This is a genomic window from Corynebacterium sp. HMSC08C04 (assembly GCF_001807495.1).
Lineage (GTDB): Bacteria > Actinomycetota > Actinomycetes > Mycobacteriales > Mycobacteriaceae > Corynebacterium > Corynebacterium simulans.
This window is the reverse complement of the sequence record NZ_KV789201.1, coordinates 94,306-109,730: the sequence shown is the minus strand read 5'-3', so window position 1 is coordinate 109,730 and position 15,425 is coordinate 94,306. Positions and strand designations below refer to the sequence as shown.

Annotated in this window: 15 protein-coding genes and 1 tRNA gene; 6 read left to right on the top strand and 10 right to left on the bottom strand. The window is 57.3% G+C overall.

Annotated features, from left to right (window positions below):
* Window positions 1–16: 16 nt before the first annotated feature.
* From HMPREF3169_RS02850 to HMPREF3169_RS02830, 5 genes are all read right to left on the bottom strand, one after another.
* Window positions 17–280 carry a phosphoribosyl-ATP diphosphatase gene (locus HMPREF3169_RS02850; RefSeq protein WP_061922452.1) on the bottom strand — a complete coding sequence of 88 codons (264 nt, stop codon included), beginning with the start codon at window positions 278–280 and terminating at the stop codon, window positions 17–19.
* Window positions 281–329: 49 nt separating this feature from the next.
* Window positions 330–1,085, bottom strand: coding sequence for an HAD family hydrolase (locus tag HMPREF3169_RS02845; protein ID WP_062035038.1), 756 nt, complete (start codon window positions 1,083–1,085; stop codon window positions 330–332).
* A gap of 20 nt (window positions 1,086–1,105) precedes the next feature.
* Window positions 1,106–1,489, bottom strand: coding sequence for a hypothetical protein (locus HMPREF3169_RS02840; protein ID WP_070455627.1), 384 nt, complete (start codon window positions 1,487–1,489; stop codon window positions 1,106–1,108).
* 24 nt (window positions 1,490–1,513) lie between these two features.
* A complete protein-coding gene (gene mshC / locus HMPREF3169_RS02835; RefSeq protein WP_070455626.1) occupies window positions 1,514–2,752 on the bottom strand; it encodes a cysteine--1-D-myo-inosityl 2-amino-2-deoxy-alpha-D-glucopyranoside ligase in 1,239 nt (412 codons plus the stop codon).
* A 92-nt stretch (window positions 2,753–2,844) separates the two neighbouring features.
* Entirely contained in the window at window positions 2,845–3,669 is an 825-nt protein-coding gene (locus HMPREF3169_RS02830) for an undecaprenyl-diphosphate phosphatase (RefSeq protein WP_201040701.1), read from the bottom strand.
* A gap of 124 nt (window positions 3,670–3,793) precedes the next feature.
* Between HMPREF3169_RS02830 and HMPREF3169_RS02825 the strand changes: the two genes are divergently transcribed.
* Window positions 3,794–4,804, top strand: coding sequence for a hypothetical protein (locus HMPREF3169_RS02825; RefSeq protein ID WP_148132094.1), 1,011 nt, complete (start codon window positions 3,794–3,796; stop codon window positions 4,802–4,804).
* A 15-nt stretch (window positions 4,805–4,819) separates the two neighbouring features.
* Window positions 4,820–5,929, top strand: a complete 1,110-nt coding sequence (locus tag HMPREF3169_RS02820) for a quinone-dependent dihydroorotate dehydrogenase (protein WP_062035046.1) — start codon at window positions 4,820–4,822, stop codon at window positions 5,927–5,929.
* Between the two features lie 92 nt (window positions 5,930–6,021).
* Here HMPREF3169_RS02820 and HMPREF3169_RS02815 read toward each other — a convergent pair whose 3' ends face one another.
* Window positions 6,022–6,561, bottom strand: coding sequence for a YbhB/YbcL family Raf kinase inhibitor-like protein (locus tag HMPREF3169_RS02815; protein WP_061922432.1), 540 nt, complete (start codon window positions 6,559–6,561; stop codon window positions 6,022–6,024).
* Between the two features lie 229 nt (window positions 6,562–6,790).
* On the opposite strand from HMPREF3169_RS02815, the gene HMPREF3169_RS02810 reads away from it, so the two are divergent.
* Window positions 6,791–6,876 (top strand) — tRNA-Leu (locus HMPREF3169_RS02810).
* Window positions 6,877–7,044: 168 nt separating this feature from the next.
* Here the strand turns inward: HMPREF3169_RS02810 and HMPREF3169_RS02805 are convergent.
* Window positions 7,045–7,674 (bottom strand): DedA family protein, encoded by a 630-nt coding sequence (locus tag HMPREF3169_RS02805; RefSeq protein ID WP_070455652.1) that lies wholly within the window; start codon window positions 7,672–7,674, stop codon window positions 7,045–7,047.
* Between the two features lie 223 nt (window positions 7,675–7,897).
* On the opposite strand from HMPREF3169_RS02805, the gene HMPREF3169_RS02800 reads away from it, so the two are divergent.
* On the top strand, window positions 7,898–8,614 hold the full coding sequence (locus tag HMPREF3169_RS02800) for a TVP38/TMEM64 family protein (RefSeq protein WP_070455624.1): 717 nt from the start codon (window positions 7,898–7,900) through the stop codon (window positions 8,612–8,614).
* A gap of 119 nt (window positions 8,615–8,733) precedes the next feature.
* Window positions 8,734–9,306: a hypothetical protein gene (locus HMPREF3169_RS02795; protein ID WP_062035052.1), complete on the top strand. Its 573-nt coding sequence runs from the start codon at window positions 8,734–8,736 to the stop codon at window positions 9,304–9,306.
* Here HMPREF3169_RS02795 and HMPREF3169_RS02790 read toward each other — a convergent pair.
* Window positions 9,303–10,145: a DUF3097 domain-containing protein gene (locus tag HMPREF3169_RS02790; RefSeq protein WP_062040833.1), complete on the bottom strand. Its 843-nt coding sequence runs from the start codon at window positions 10,143–10,145 to the stop codon at window positions 9,303–9,305. The two genes, HMPREF3169_RS02795 and HMPREF3169_RS02790, sit on opposite strands and share 4 nt — an antisense overlap.
* Before the next feature lie 33 nt (window positions 10,146–10,178).
* Between HMPREF3169_RS02790 and HMPREF3169_RS02785 the strand changes: the two genes are divergently transcribed.
* Entirely contained in the window at window positions 10,179–10,946 is a 768-nt protein-coding gene (locus tag HMPREF3169_RS02785) for a hypothetical protein (protein WP_062040837.1), read from the top strand.
* Between the two features lie 6 nt (window positions 10,947–10,952).
* On the opposite strand, the gene HMPREF3169_RS02780 is transcribed toward HMPREF3169_RS02785, so the two are convergent.
* On the bottom strand, window positions 10,953–12,026 hold the full coding sequence (locus tag HMPREF3169_RS02780) for a ferrochelatase (RefSeq protein WP_070455623.1): 1,074 nt from the start codon (window positions 12,024–12,026) through the stop codon (window positions 10,953–10,955).
* Between the two features lie 30 nt (window positions 12,027–12,056).
* Window positions 12,057–13,937, bottom strand: coding sequence for a DIP1281 family NlpC/P60 protein (locus tag HMPREF3169_RS02775; RefSeq protein WP_070455622.1), 1,881 nt, complete (start codon window positions 13,935–13,937; stop codon window positions 12,057–12,059).
* Window positions 13,938–15,425 lie beyond the last annotated feature (1,488 nt).

Here is a 15,425-nt window from a genome sequence, read left to right as displayed (position 1 = left end):
TTAAGGCTCCTTCCCTTTAGAGATACTTGTAGATATCTTCTGGCCTAAGCCCCCGCTTTAGCATCATGACCTGTAGCCAGTAAATAAGTTGGGACATTTCCTCGGCGAGCTCTTCGTCGGATTGATACTCGGCAGCAATCCAGACCTCACCGGCTTCCTCGATGATCTTCTTGCCAAGATGATGAGCGCCCTTATCGAATGCAGCCACGGTTCCAGAGCCCGCTGCACGGGCCTGAACCTTCTCGGACAGTTCTGCAAAAAGGGACTCGAAATTCTTCACGGATTCTATTGTTGCATAGAAACTTGGCTCCGAGGGCTAAAATCGATAACTAAATAGATTTGGACGAATTAGAGCTGATCTCGCCAAACCACGCATAGACATCGGCCGCATTAACGCCGTCTAAGTGACGCGCAGGCCGTAGCGTAGAAATTTCAGTTACTTCCGCTGGAACCACTACCCTGTCATCCTCCGGTAGGCCAATGACATGGCAGCCGGCGTCGACAGCCGCACGCATGCCCGCAGCGGAATCCTCAAAGACCAAGCAATCAGCGGGATGAAGGTCGAGGCGACGCGCTGCCTCCAAGTACATATCGGGTGCAGGCTTTCCGGCTGGTACTTCGTCACCGCAGATTGTATCGACGAAGAATTCTTCGCCTATCTCCGGAATGGCCGAAGAAGCGACATAGCGCTCCGTATTCGTGGTGACCATCATCGGCATACCATCCGCATGCAGTTCGCGCAGAAGCTCCGGGATACCTGGGAAGATTTCTAGGTTGCCGTGGAAGAGATTTTTGACGTAGTCAAAAGTAACCTCCTGGTAACGCTGATAGTCACCGGGCATAAGCTCGACTCCAGCCAACTCAGCGCAGACTGAAAGAGTTTTTTCAAAAGTGCCGCCAACCGTAGCAAGCCGCTCCTTCGGGGTCATTGCATGGCCCATAAGGCTAGACAGATGCAATGTGGCTTGGGCCCACAAAGGCTCAGAGTTGGTTAGTGTGCCGTCCATGTCCCAAAAGATTGCTGCGGGCCGTTTGGGTATGGCTTGACTGGATGCGAAACCTGCAGATTCGAAAGATGAGCTCATCAAAAGATAAGGGGTTACGTTTAGAAGTCGAGCTCAGGCAGTTGTGCCAAGGCTTCGTCATCGGCGCCGGTGGCTGCGGAGGCATTGTAGATAAGCTCAGAGAGCTCTTCCTTTTCCTCCGGCTCCAAAACTGCATCCGCGTTCTTGCGGTTGAACGCAGCCAGCTTCTCTACTGACTTGTTGACGCTCGCGGTAAGAGATTGCCCGTCTGGATCATCAGGGAGTGCATCAAGATCGTCAAGAAGCTTTTCCACAATGGAACGCAGCTCTGGAAGAACGCCGGCGTCGAAGGGCGCCTCCCAGAATTCTTTCTCTTCTCCTTTGAGGTAGCTGCCAGTGGCAAAAGACTCGAGATTGCTGATGAACTCATCGACGGTGGGCTGAAAGTCTGCGCGAATGCTCATGAAGTGAATTCTGCCTGATATTTCTTAAACGTGCACGCCAAGTAGCGAATAAAAAGCGGTGCGCAGCAATTCAGCCGCCTGCTCGTCATCTGCGCCGCGCTCGCCCGCTGCCCACTCGTCGACGGCCTGCAAAGCTGCCGGCGTATCCAGGTCATTGGAAAGCGCGAGACGCACTGCGTCGACAAGCGCCTGTGCGGCATCTACGCTGCCCGGATTCTCCAGAGCCTTACGCCAGTTTGCCAGGCGTTCGTTGGCCGCGTGCAGAACCTCATCGGACCAATCGCGCTCGCTGCGGTAGTGGCCTGCGAAGACGCCCAGGCGAATGGCGGAGGGATCAACGCCCGCTTCAACCAGCTTGTGGACGAAAACGAGGTTGCCCAGAGACTTCGACATCTTGACGCCGTCGAGGCCGATCATGCCGGTGTGCACGTAAACCTGCGCCATACGCTCCACACCCAAGGCTGCCTCCGCATGCGCTGCTGAGAACTCGTGGTGTGGGAACTTAAGATCGCTTCCGCCGCCCTGGATATCAAACGAGGCGCCCAGGCGATTGGTGGCGATAGCAGAACACTCAATGTGCCAACCAGGTCGGCCCGGGCCAAATGGAGAATCCCATGCCGGCTCGCCTTCACGGTGAGCGCGCCAAATCAAGGCATCCAGCGGGTTGCGCTTTCCTGGACGCTCAGGGTCCCCACCGCGTTCGGCGAAGAACTCCTCCATCTCCGCTGCGGAGTAGTTGGACTCGTAGCCAAAGGCTTCCGTGGCTTCGATGGACGCATAGACGTCGGGGTATTCGGGGTCGTCAACGATGTAGGCGGCGCCGGCGTCGAGAAGCTTGCCCACCATCTCGGTGACCTCATCGATGGCTTCCATCGCGCCCACGTAATCCTGGGGTGGCAAAACAGAAAGCAGCTCCATATCGGAGCGGAAAAGATCAATCTGGGAGGTGCCGAGCTCACGCCAATCGACGCCGTCGCGCTCTGCACGCTCAAAGAGCGGGTCATCCACATCCGTGATGTTTTGGACGTAATGAACCTTGTAGCCGTTATCCAGGAGCTGGCGATAGGCCAGGTCAAAGGTCAAATATGTTGCCGCGTGGCCCAGGTGGGTCGAATCATAGGGAGTAATACCGCACACGTACATGGTGGCGGTGTCCCCCGTTACCTCTACCTTCTGGATCTGCTGATCCGCGGAGTCGTAGAGGCGGAGTGCGTGGGGTTTCCCTGGAACTAATTCAACATGGGGTTCAGGCCAAGAATGCATGCGGCCTATCGTAGCGCCCTTTTCATGCCTAATGCACTTTGTACAGCATTAGGCATCAGGCAGGGCTAATAGCCAGTTATGAGAAAACCGGCCTATGGCTGAAGGTAGCCGAAAGCGATGAGCGCCATGATGATAATGCCCACTGGGATGCGGTATGCGGCAAACCATTCGAAGGAATGGTTGCCCACGAATTTCAGTAGCCATGCAATGGAGGCATAGCCAATCGCAAAGGCGATAAGGGTGCCCACTAGCAACTGCGCGCCGGTTGCGGACTGGCCGACAGTCGGGCCGAAGGCATCCCCCAAAGAAAACAGCCCGGAAGCCAACACGGCTGGGATTGCGAGCAAGAAGCTAAATCGAGTTGCCACCTCGCGGTCGAGGCCCAAGAAGAGACCTCCAGAGATGGTACCGCCGGAACGGGAAACGCCAGGCACCAGCGCCAAGCACTGGCATAGACCCATGACGATGGCGTCCTTCATGTTCAATTCTTCGAAGCCGCGCTCCTTTTTTCCGGTGCGCTCAGCCGTGATGAAGACAAAAGAGAAAAGGATGAGCATCGCAGCCGTAATCCACAGGTTGCGCAGATTGTCACGGATGAAATCCTTGCCCAGCACGCCCAGGATGCCGATCGGAATGGAACCGACAATGACCATCCATCCCATTCGATAGTCTTGACCCCGTTTTTCCTTGTTGAAAAGTCCAGCAAACCAGCCTTTAAGGATCTGCCAAATCATTCCGGCGAAGTAGACCAATACGGCTGCTTCCGTACCAAGCTGGATCACGGCAGTAAAGGATGCACCAGCGTCTTGACCCCAAAAAAGCTCGGAGACGATCCGCAGGTGGCCGGAAGAGCTAACTGGCAGAAACTCGGTGAGGCCTTGGACAATGGATAGGACGATGACCTGAAGCCAGGACATTGCGTCTGTTGCTGCTGCAGTATTCACTCGGGTGAGCATACATAGTCTGGCGCGCTTCGGGATCTACCCACGCTGGCTGCTAGGATAAACAACCGTGAAACCACTGGCCAGAACAAAGAAATTGATGCCACTGACGCTTTTTGCAAGCGCCCTAGCACTTAGTGCATGCCAGCCGGAGGTAGGCGTTGGCGGCGATCCAGATTCAGCCCTGAAGGTAAACGCCACGCCTGCTCCTGCCTCCAACGATGGGGCAAAGCCTGCAGGCAAGGTCGCGAAATTTGAAAAGAAGGTAACGGACCTCGCGGCCCACGGCAACACCATCGCCGTCCGCACCAAGGACGCACTTTACGTCGGCCAGCAGAGCGAGTTCCTCGGCGGCGACGCAAAGAAGATCGACATCGACGAAAAGTGCGGCGATTTGAACGCCTCCCAGCAGGGCTTCGTACTTGCCTGCGGCGATAAGGTCTATCTCATTGACCCAACCAAGCCCGATGCCCCGACCGAGGTAGCCATGGAAGAAGAAGCTCCGGTCACCGTCGCCACGCAACTTTCTAGCGGCGAGATCTTCGCAGGCTCCAAGGACTCGCGCACGGTTGGCATCTATGAGGACGGCAAGCGCGACCGCGACATTGAGGTCGAGGAAGGCTCCGATCAGCTCCTAGCTGTGCCTAACGACGCCGGTGCCGACAACGTCGTGCGCATCCTGCGCGCTGATTCCACGATCCAGAACATCGATTGGCAAAACGATCGCGCCGGCGGCCGCCTTCGCGCAGGCCAAGGCATAGGCCAGATCTCTGTTGGTGGCGGTGCCCTCGTCCTCGCCTCCGATACCTCTGGCGAGCGTCTTGCGGTATATACCGCCGACGACGTAATCCGCCTGCACCAATACGGCAACGTCGACGGCTCACCATGGGGCGTGGCATGGGACCCACAGCGCCAGCTGGCATGGGTTACGACCACCGACAACGGCAAGGCACATGCCTTTTCCATCGTCTCCGGCGTGCCTGAGAATAAAGGTAGTGTTGACACGGTCGCAGATGCTCAAAATATCGCCGTGCTTGACGACGCCACCGTGGTCACCGCCTCTGCGAGTGGCAGCGGCATCCAGTTTATTTCCGAACCGAATCTGAAGTAAGGGCCCTTTAAAACCATGCAAGAAACTCGCGTCGACGCACTGCGCAAAGCCGCCTATCAATTAGCGCTCAAAGGCATGTTTAAGCTCGCGCCCGAGCGCATTCACCTCATTATGATGGGTGCTTTATCCGGCTTGCAGAAAGCACCCCTGCTGCACCGCGGTCTACACAAGGTGGTGCCAGTCAATGATTCAGTACTGGAGCAAGAGGTATTCGGTGTAAAGTTCCCGCGTCCGCTGGGACTTGCAGCTGGTTTTGATAAGAATGCCGCAGCCGCCGATACTTGGTCTGCTGTTGGCTTTGGCTATGCAGAACTGGGCACCGTCACGGCAAAGGCGCAACCGGGAAACCCTGCCCCACGCCTTTTCCGTTTGAAGGCGGATCGCGCAATCTTAAACCGCATGGGCTTTAACAACGAGGGCGCAGCCGCTGCAGCCCGCAACCTGCGGGCACGTCGGACTTCCGACGTCATCGGCATCAACATTGGCAAGACTAAAGTCACCCCTGCCGAAGAAGCGGTCCAGGACTACCGCCAGTCAGCTTCGGTTTTGGGCGACCTGGCTGACTACCTCGTAGTTAACGTCTCCTCGCCAAACACCCCGGGCTTGCGTGACCTCCAAGCCGTTGAGTCCCTGCGCCCGATCATGGCTGCTGTGCAGGAATCCACCAGCTCTCCAGTCCTGGTCAAGATCGCTCCAGATCTCTCTGACGAGGACGTTGACGCCGTTGCCGATATGGCGGTCGAGCTGGGCCTTGCGGGCATCGTGGCCACCAACACCACTATTTCACGTGAGCGACTCAAGACCCCCGCCGACGAGGTTGCTGCAATGGGCGCCGGTGGAATTTCGGGCGCACCGGTTGCGGCGCGCTCCTTGGAGGTCCTCCACCGCCTCCACGCGCGGGTGGGTGACAAGCTCGTGCTCATCTCCGTTGGTGGCATCGAAACCCCGGAGCAGGCGTGGGAGCGCATTGCTGCAGGAGCCAGCCTCCTGCAGGGCTACACGGGCCTGATTTACGGCGGCCCGGACTGGATTCGCGATATTCACCGCGGCATCGCCGAGCAAATTCGTGCTCACGGCCTTCGCAACATCTCTGAGGCTGTAGGCTCCGGCCTTCCTTGGAAGTAGAAAGCTGCCAAGCCAAAACCACGAAACGCCCGTCCCACCACCTCAACCTACAAGGTGGCGGGACGGGCGTTTTAACACGTCTTTAACGAGCCTTAGGTGGTCTCGTACCAACCCCAAGTGATCGCACGCCCCAGGGCGTGGAAATGAAGATTAAAGCCTAGGACAGTCGGCGTGGATTCTGGGTCGATGTCGAGCTTTTCCACATCTACCGCATGCACTACGTAGAGGTAACGGTGCGGGGCATGCTCTGCGGGCGGATTCGGGCCGTAGTAGGTCTTCTTGCCGGAATCCCCGCGCAAGCTAACCACGCCTTCGATGCCTAGGTCCTCAGCCGAACCTGCGCCGGTTGGAAGTTCTGTAACGGTGGCTGGGATGTTAAAGGCCGCCCAGTGCCAGAAACCCGATGCCGTAGGCGCGTCTGGGTCGAAGCAGGTAACCGCATAGGATTTCGTGCCTTCAGGCGCGCCGCTCCACTTCAGCTGTGGAGAGACATCAGAGGGAGCACGGAAACGCTCAGCGATCTCCTCGCCCTCTACAATGTCTGCGGAGGTCAGCTCGAAGCTCGGCAGATCCTTTAGCGGCGCATAAGGATCGTGGCCAGGAAAACGGGAATCTTGTGCATATGAAGTCATATTTCAGATGTACCTGAGGCCACACTATGCTGTCGATGAGTCTGGCATCTCAATTGGCAGCCCCCCACGCCATACCGCAGGCGCAACTGCCAACTTACAACGATGTACTTTTACGCGCTTTAAAGGCCTCAAAACTAAGCCATTTTCCACTACTACCTGCTGATTTGTTTAATCTACGCGTTTCGCGCTACAGTATTCGAGTGCCCAGCCGAGAGGCTGAAAACACCCAGCCCGGGTGGCGGAATGGCAGACGCGCTAGCTTGAGGTGCTAGTGTCCTATTAACGGACGTGGGGGTTCAAGTCCCCCCTCGGGCACAAATGTGAAGTCTCGCGACATCGTTGCTATCGATGTCGCGAGACTTTTTCCGTAGCATCTATTGCCCTCCCTGCCTCGAGCTAAGATGAGGGCAATTATCCAAATGTTAAAACAAGGCGCACAACTCTCGCTTGCCTCGGAAGCGCGGCCGCTGCCAAGGCAGCCGCCTAGACTACAGCCTCCGGCTCAGCCTCGGACCCCTTAAGCTTTTTCGCTTTACGGCGTTCGATGAAGTACTTGATGATGATAGGCAGTACCGAAAGGAAGATGATGAGCAACATGATCTTCTCAATCGAGTCCGCGATTCCCGGAATATTGCCCAGGAAGACGCCCACCAGATTCATCGACACCACCCACGCGATGGCGCCAGAGACGTTCCACCTCACGAAGTTCTTATAAGGCATCTTCGCTGTACCAGCGGCAACCGGGATGTAGGTACGAACAATCGGTACGAAGCGGCCGAGCACAAGCGCAACCGGGCCATGCTTGGCAAAGAATTCTTCTGCCGCGACGAGGTGCTCAGTCTTCAAGATGCGTGCATCATCTTTGAATAGGCGGCGGCCGAAGCGATAGCCCAGGTAGTAACCAACTTGATCGCCCAGCACTGCAGCCACAATACCCACGCCGAGAAGCGTCCAGATATTCACGTGCAGCTGGTCGCGCAAGATCGCCGCTGTAACCAGCAGCGAGTCACCCGGCAGGAACGGGAACAAAACGCCCGACTCAATGAATACAACGACGGCAATGCCGGCGATTACCCATGGCCCAAATGATTCCAATAGGGTCGCAGCGTCCATGTAGGACAAAAGGTTAGAAATTGCGTCCACTCGATACTCCAAAACATTCTTAAAGCGCCTCAACCAAAAAGGAGGCGCAGGTGATTGCATTTAAGTATCTCCCCTGTCTTGCCACTAAGTACAGCTCGACATGGCCTTTCACGGCAAATTGTCGCGATCGACACAGCATACATTCAGCCACCGCGATTCCACATCCAAAGTTTGGCCCACTACTGTCTTATCCATGACTCGACTTCTTGGATGGCTGCGTAGCTTGGGCGGCTTCGTAAAAGACGTCTGTGCCTCTGCAGTCGCCGCCGTGCAAGGTTGGTCAGCCACGCGATGGTTGGTCGTCCTCACTGCTGCCATTTGCCTAGGCGTTGTCGCAGCGCTTGTCGATGTCCCTGACATCACCGCCCTGCGCTCCTGGGCCGAGAATATGGGCACCTGGTTCATTATCGCCTTCTTCCTAGGTTATGTCATATTTACGCAATTTCCGCTGCCCCGTACCTTTTGGACCGTGGCTGCAGGTATCCTATTCGGCCCTTGGCTCGGTCTTAGCATCTCTCTTGCGGCATTGACCGTATCTGCAGTGCTTTCGCTTTTCATCGTTCGCCTTCTCCTCGGCGACTGGATTCGCCCGCACCTAGCCCACCCTGCGGTCTTCAAAATCAACACGAGGTTAGAAAGGCGCGGGTGGCTTGCCATCGCAAGCTTGCGAATGGTGGCAGGCGTGCCTTTTTCCCTCCTCAATTATGTCGCCGCGCTCACCCCTATCCCAGTCGGCCAATTCACCGTGGCCACACTTGTGGGCTCCATTCCTACCACCGCAATCGGCGTATTCTTCGGTGATACCCTGACCGGCCAATCGGAGCCTTGGATCTTCGTCGCCATTGCCTTTCTCGCCGCCATAGGCGTCGCAGGCTTGGTTCTCGACGCCAAGTTGCCGATGCGCCCCTAGGTAAACCCTCAAATGCTATGAAAGCCAAAGGGCAGCGAGTCAAGTTTCACCTATAGACTTTATGGGCGCTATGCTGATTAGCACTTCGCTTTGAATATTCTTCGACCCTAGGAGGAACAATGCTCGCTGTACACGCACGTTATCGCGGCCGCTCGGTACGCCGCGCGGAACTGGTGCAGCGATCCGCCACCGCCCTTTCCACGCTCGACGGAGTCGGTGAGTTCCACGTCCTGGGTGTCGAGGACATTTGCGCGGTGGCGCACTCTGCGTCCTCCGTGTGTGACGTTGTCATGGCGCTGCTTGCCGACGGCGACTGGGCCATCGGCATCGGCGTATCCCCCGGAGCAAGCGGCGACGAAGACGCTGCCCGCCAGGTGGCCACTGCCGCGCTGAAAGGCTCGGCGCGCGCGGGCCAGGTATACGCCAAGATCAGCAAGCGAGGGCGCGCTTCGGAAGCAAACGATATTGCCGCCACCTTTGCCTTGCTTGGATTCGTGCTCCACAAGCGCACGATTGAGGGCCGCGAGGCAACCTCGCTAGTGCGCGCTGGCCTAAATCAGAATGAGGCAGCCGAGGAACTCGGTATCTCCAAGCAGGCAATGTCGCAGCGTCTACAGGCCGCTGGTTGGGCCGCCGAGATGGCGGGTTGGCAGCTGGCGGTCAACATCATTGAACGCGCCGATACCCTTTAATATCCGAGATCAGCTTTCGAAAGCTCGGGCGTAGTCACGAAATCGACCAGCCTTTCCACTGCCCCAATCAGCGTCGGATCTAGATCCCGGAACGTATTGACGGCGGTATAAACTCGGCTCCAGCCTTCCTTCGGGTCAGACCAACCCACCCGCTTAGCGATGCCCGTCTTCCAATCCTCACCGTATGGCACCTCCGGCCATTCGCGAAGACCCAGACGCTCGGGCTTTACTGCCGCCCAAATATCGATAAAAGGATGGCCCGTTACCAGCACGTGCTCGCCCACACTCTGGGTAAGGCGGGTTTCCTTAGAACCTTCGACTAGATGGTCTGCCAGAACGCCGACGCGCCTGCCGGGGCCAGGCTGGAACTCAGCGAGACGTTCTTCCAAGTTGTCTAGACCCTCCAGGTATTCCACGACCACGCCCTCAACGCGCAGATCATGGCCCCAGACCTTCTCCACAATCGCGGCGTCGTGAATGCCCTCAACCCAGATGCGCGAGGGTGCCGCAACCTTTGCCTCAACATTGGCCACCCGCCGCGAACCGGAGTTGGACTTTTGCGGGGCCTGCTTTTCGACGTAGCGCGTCAGGGTAACCGGCTGCCCCTCCAACAGGAAGCCGCCTTCCACCAAGTTGAAAACACGCTCGTTTCCGTACCGATCCTCGAGGCGGACTACTTGACCAAACACGGTCTTGTCCACGCCCATCACTGCGCCGACAAAGTCGTCGCCACGTACCTCAACAACCATTCCAGGTTCTGCTGGAACTTTTGGGTACTCCTTCTTCTGTGCGCGCTTATGGCCTGCAAAGATGTCGCCGCCGTATGGATCGATACTCATGGGCCAAAAGTCTATCTACTAAACTTTGCCGTCATGGATATGCGCGCCGAGGTTTGGTCTCCTTTACAAAACACCGCAGTCTGGCTGGGCGCCTGGCTGTGGGGACACGAGTCCACGGACGATCTCTTGGATGCGATGCAGGAGCTCGGCGGCTTGCAGGTGATGGAGGATGAAGCACCCTTTGTGGATTTGCTAGCTTACCTGCGGGCAGAAACTTCCGAGATTGTGCAAAACGGCGAGCGCGAGCCCGTGCTGCGTCTTGTCCTTTCCGGGCCGGGCGAGTCCCCGTTATTGCCGGCAGGCTCGAAGTCATGGAAGGCGGCGGCCGCAAGCGATGCGGGCGCAATCGTTGTGCGCACCAATGATCACAACCGCCACTTAGTGCTCGTGCCCCACTATGGAAACTCCAGCACCACTTGGCACGTGTTCGAGGAGGAACTGCCCTTGCCTGCGCCTGCGTGGCTGAGCCCCGGCGAGGCTGACGAGCTGCTCAGCAAGGCAACCAACCAAGCCGCACTACTCATCGAAGCTGCGGGCTACAAATCGGATGCTTTGCATAATCCACGGCTAACCGTGGGCAGTCTCAGCGATTTTTATGACACTCCGGGACTTCCACGATCAGTATCACCGCGGGCCGCGAAGCTTTTCGCCCGTGCAGACCGCGTGGGCGCGATTATCGAAACCGTGACGGAAAGAATGAACGATCACAGCTTCGATCATCACCTTTTAGGTCTGTGGCGGCATATCCGTCAAGCGCGTATGGCGGGCGTTGCACACGCGCTTTCGGATTTCAGCCGCTAAGCGCCATTATTTACGCAGAGACCAAATATCGCAGCAGCCCTCAGCACAGGGAGCGCCGTTAGTAGTACAACCCTGAACGGTGACGTTGCCAAGGCTCTCCCACTGCTTATCCTGCTCAAGCTCCTCAATAAGATCCACGATCATCGATGCAAAAGAATCGGTCGGGCCAGCGGTACGGGTACGTTCAACGAGCACGCCCATCTCATCGGCCACTTTCTTAAGCTCCGTATCGAGGTCCCATACAACCTCCATATGGTCGGAAATGAAGCCGATCGGACAAACGACGACCGCCTCAACGCCATCCTTGTCATGGAGTTCGGTGGTATGATCGACGATGTCGGGCTCGAGCCATGGGGTCTTTGGGTTGCCGGAGCGCGACTGCCAGACCAAGTCATAGTCAGCTACACCTGCGGCTTCTGCCACGAGACGGGAGGCTTCGGCGACCTGGCGGGAGTAGATATTTTTATCGCCTTCGCCGCCACCGACGTTATCGTGCGCGGTAGGTACGGAGTGCGCAGTAAAGAGCATGCGTGCCTGCTTGCCCTCGGGGATCTTGGCGTAGGCGTCCTTTACCGCCTGTGTCATCTCTGCGATGTACTTCGGGTGATCGTAGAACTGACGGATCTTGGTGAACTCAATCTCCGGCAGGCCTTTTTCCGCGAGGTGCTCGCGCAGCTGGCGAATATCCTCGTCGTACTGGCGGCAGGCAGAATAACCGCCCCACGCAGAGGTTGCGAGAACTGCAACGTTACGGACGCCGTCAGCAGCCATCTGCTCCACTGTTTCGGTGCCGAATGGGTGCCAATTACGGTTACCGAAGTAGACAGGTAGATTATGTCCGCGTTTTTTCAGCTCCTGCTCGACGTGATTGATGATTTCGCGGTTGAGCTTGTTGAGCGGGCTTACGCCGCCGAAATGAAAATAGTGCTCGCCCACTACCTCAAGGCGCTCACGTGGAATGCCGCGCCCGCGGGTAACGTTCTCTAGAAACGGAACGACCTCCTCGTTTCCTTCCGGGCCACCGAAAGAAAGAACGAGGAGGGCGTCGTAGTTGCAGGCAAGCTGTTGTGCGTCAGTCATACCGCAACTTTACCAACCAAAGGTTGGGGCTTAGAGGAGGCGCACGACATTAGGCGTCATTCCGGACCAACGCACAGGAGAAATCTGAACGTTAGATCCAGACTGAGGGGCCTCAATCATGGTGCCGTCGCCAAGATAGATAGCTACGTGCTGGCTTGCGCCGGGCCCGTAGAAGATAAGATCGCCGCGCTGCATCTCGCTAGCTGGGACCTGAGTACCCTTCTGGTACTGGTAGCCGGTGTAGTGCGGCAAGGAGATGCCGACACCGGCAAAGGCGTACATCGTAAGGCCAGAGCAGTCGAAGCCGACCTTGTTGTAGTCGCCGTAGGAGTCAGCCACGCCGCCGTCGCGGATACCCTTGGTGGGGCCGTTCGCGTTGCCACCGCCCCAGGCATAGGGCATGCCGATCTGGGACTTTGCGCGGGCGATGACCGCTTCAATCTTCGCGTTGCGGTCGGCATCGCCAAGCGCACTCGTTGCTTTTTCCGTGACATCATCCGTGGTGTCCAACTCGCCCAGGACGTCAGAGACCTCACCGGTCAATTCATCGTCCTCGGTGTTGCTGGTGGTGCCGCCCTGGAGAGCTGCTAGCTGCGAAGAACCCTGCGCCAGCGAGTCCAGCTCCTCCTGGGTCAAGCCCGTATGATTTGGCTGGGCCGCGCCAACAATCGCGGCAGCCGCACCGATTGCCGTGCCCGCGAGCGCCAGCGTCGAGGAGTCGACGGAAGAACCGTGCATGCTGAATCCTTCGGAGGAAAGCTTTTGCACGTTCGGATCCGAAGACAGCTCCTGGGCCGCCTCCGCTGCCTTCTGGACGTCGCTCGCGCTAAGCTGCGAGCCAGACCTATCCGCACGGAAGTCCCGGGTTACGGAATCCGGCTCGCCGCCCTGCATCATCGAATCAGACTCGGTAGCTGATGTAGATGACTCCGCCGCGGAAGCGTCAGGAGCAAGCGCCGCTTCGCCACCGTTGGCATTAGCATTCGCAGAAGCGCTTTCCGACGTCGACTGCGTTGCGCCCGCAGCATTGCTTGCCGCCGCGGACTCCTGGGAGCCTGCTGCCGGCGCCTGCGAAGTAGCCGCGCTATCGGTCTGAGCCTTCCTCTTGGTCAAGTTATTTGACTGGACGTTTGAGCCAGACTCTCCAGTCTTAGACTCGTTGGAATCTAGCTCTTTGGCTTGATTTAGCGCATTTTGCACCTGGGAGCGCTGCTTTAGCAAGCTCTCGCGCTCGGAGGAAAACTCGGCCACGTTCGACTGGCTTTCTTCCAGGGTTTGACGCGCTTGGGCCTCAGCCTCGGTAGCTTTTTCCTCGCGCAGCTGTGCCAACTCCTGGGTCTTGCGAAGCTGCGATTCCTTGTTCGCCTTCTCGGTGCGCTCTCGCTCCAACCGATCCAAGACCGCCTGCTGATCCTTGGCTTGCGTATGCAGATAGGTTTGGCGCTCCAGCATGTCGCCGCGCGCATCATTTCCCGCAGCCGTGGAGACAGCGTCAGAAGTATTGGCACGGCGATAAGCAGTACGCGAAAGCTCATTGAGCCTCTTCTGAGCCTTTTCGACTTCCGACTGTGCGTCATCGAGTTCACCACGCGCCGCAGTGGTGCCACGGCGAGCCTGAGCGGCTTCCGTACGCGCGTCCTGGAGGTCGACCAAGGCACGGTTTACTGCCTCACGTCGCATTCCAATTTCGCCCTCGAGCTTCGCAATCTGCTCTTCAATGGTGGCAATGGCGCCAGCAAGGTCAGCGACAGATGCATCTTTCGAGGAAAGCAAGGACTGGATGTTGACCAGTTCTTCCGCCTGGGCGGCAACCGGAGCAAGGGTGGAAACGGTAGATAGCGTCGCGGTGGTTGCGACGGTGGCTAGCAGCGTCTTCAGACGCCGAGAGCCGTACTTAAAGATGGTGGCCACGAGAAGTATCTCCTAGACACCCACGCTTCGCCGAATTGTTTCACGTCATGCAAAAGCTCATCCCTACACAATCAGCCACAATCAGCCCAGCCAAACCCGATAGAAGCTATGAGAGTCCTCGCCTGCGACCGGCGAGGTAGCCTTCGAGCATCCACCTCGGCACAAGATACAGATGCGCCTGTCAGCGAGCTGGCTGGCAGAAAGCTAGCGGGTTTACACTGTTGATTTAGATATAGGAATGCCCGGGACTTAACTTAAGCCAGCTTAAAAGCGCATGTCTTAACTAGCGCACCCCTTTGAACTCTTTTACCTAATCGCACAATGGCAAAAGTTAGGGGCACGTTACCCGGCACCAGGCAGCCTTGGAGTAGGTGCAGATATACGCATTCGATGCGTACACCGCCCTGGCAGTACAACCTTTAGGCAGGTTGTGCCTACGGTGAAAATGCGTGACGTTTATGCGCCGATCACAGGCGCGGGAGAAGCAATGCTGTGTTGAACTCGCGTCTTAACCCCGTATGAACCGCTCTAAAATCCGTGGCCTGCCGTCGCCGCAATTCCGTTGCGCTTGCGCGCGGTCGGGAGGGCGGAAAGCAAAATCCACGAACCTTGAACGGGCCGCACGAAGCTAGCCCTACGAGTAACTCGCTATGCCGATCACATTGCCATCCCCTTACCGAGAACCCGCAGAAGCTTCTCGCCCCAGAAGGCTGAAGCTGCACCGGCACCCGGTGAGGCGACGACAAGACCAACCGGCTTGCTTGTCCCCAATCGGAATGTGGGTGTGTCAATTCTTAAAAAATTCGAACACTGGAATCGGCTTCGACGAATCGTTCTTGGGGTGCCAGGTGTGTTCGAAATAAGCCAGCGCTGCTTTACGACGCCGCTGTCTCCGACACGCAACAGAGTTAAAGGCTCGCGCCTTAAAGCGTTATGCGTCAGGGCTTCAAACAACTAGGCCCCATCCCATCTGCTCATCGTGAGCCAGGCGGCGAACCTCAATCCCGCGATTTCCACTCGTGGCGTGCTTCCCCACATACCCGTGTGTCATCTCGATTGAGAGTCAAGGCTTGGCCCATGAACGTATGGAACAAGAATCAACCCGTGAGTCGATATTTGAACCATACGTCACCGACACACCGTCGCGCACACTTTCCTCAAAATTCACTCCAGTCAAGTCGCGCCACATGACGTTACAAAGGCAGCCAACCTGCAATAATTTTGTTACCTTCCCGTGATTGTGTGTTTCATCACACTACTAGTGAAATCTCCACGCAAACCCCCTTTAGCAGCCCCTCCCCCACCGCTTGTCAAGTCAGGGTGGTTGACTAGATCCCCTACCCCACTCTTGGAATTTGACACTCGCCAGACCAATTTCGACATCCGCCGGCGCCCAGATGTCCACAATCCCATAGCCACCAGATGGGCATGGATTGGTTTCCGCTTTAACTAAAGGGCGCAAAACGATCGCCTCGCCCAGCGTTAAAT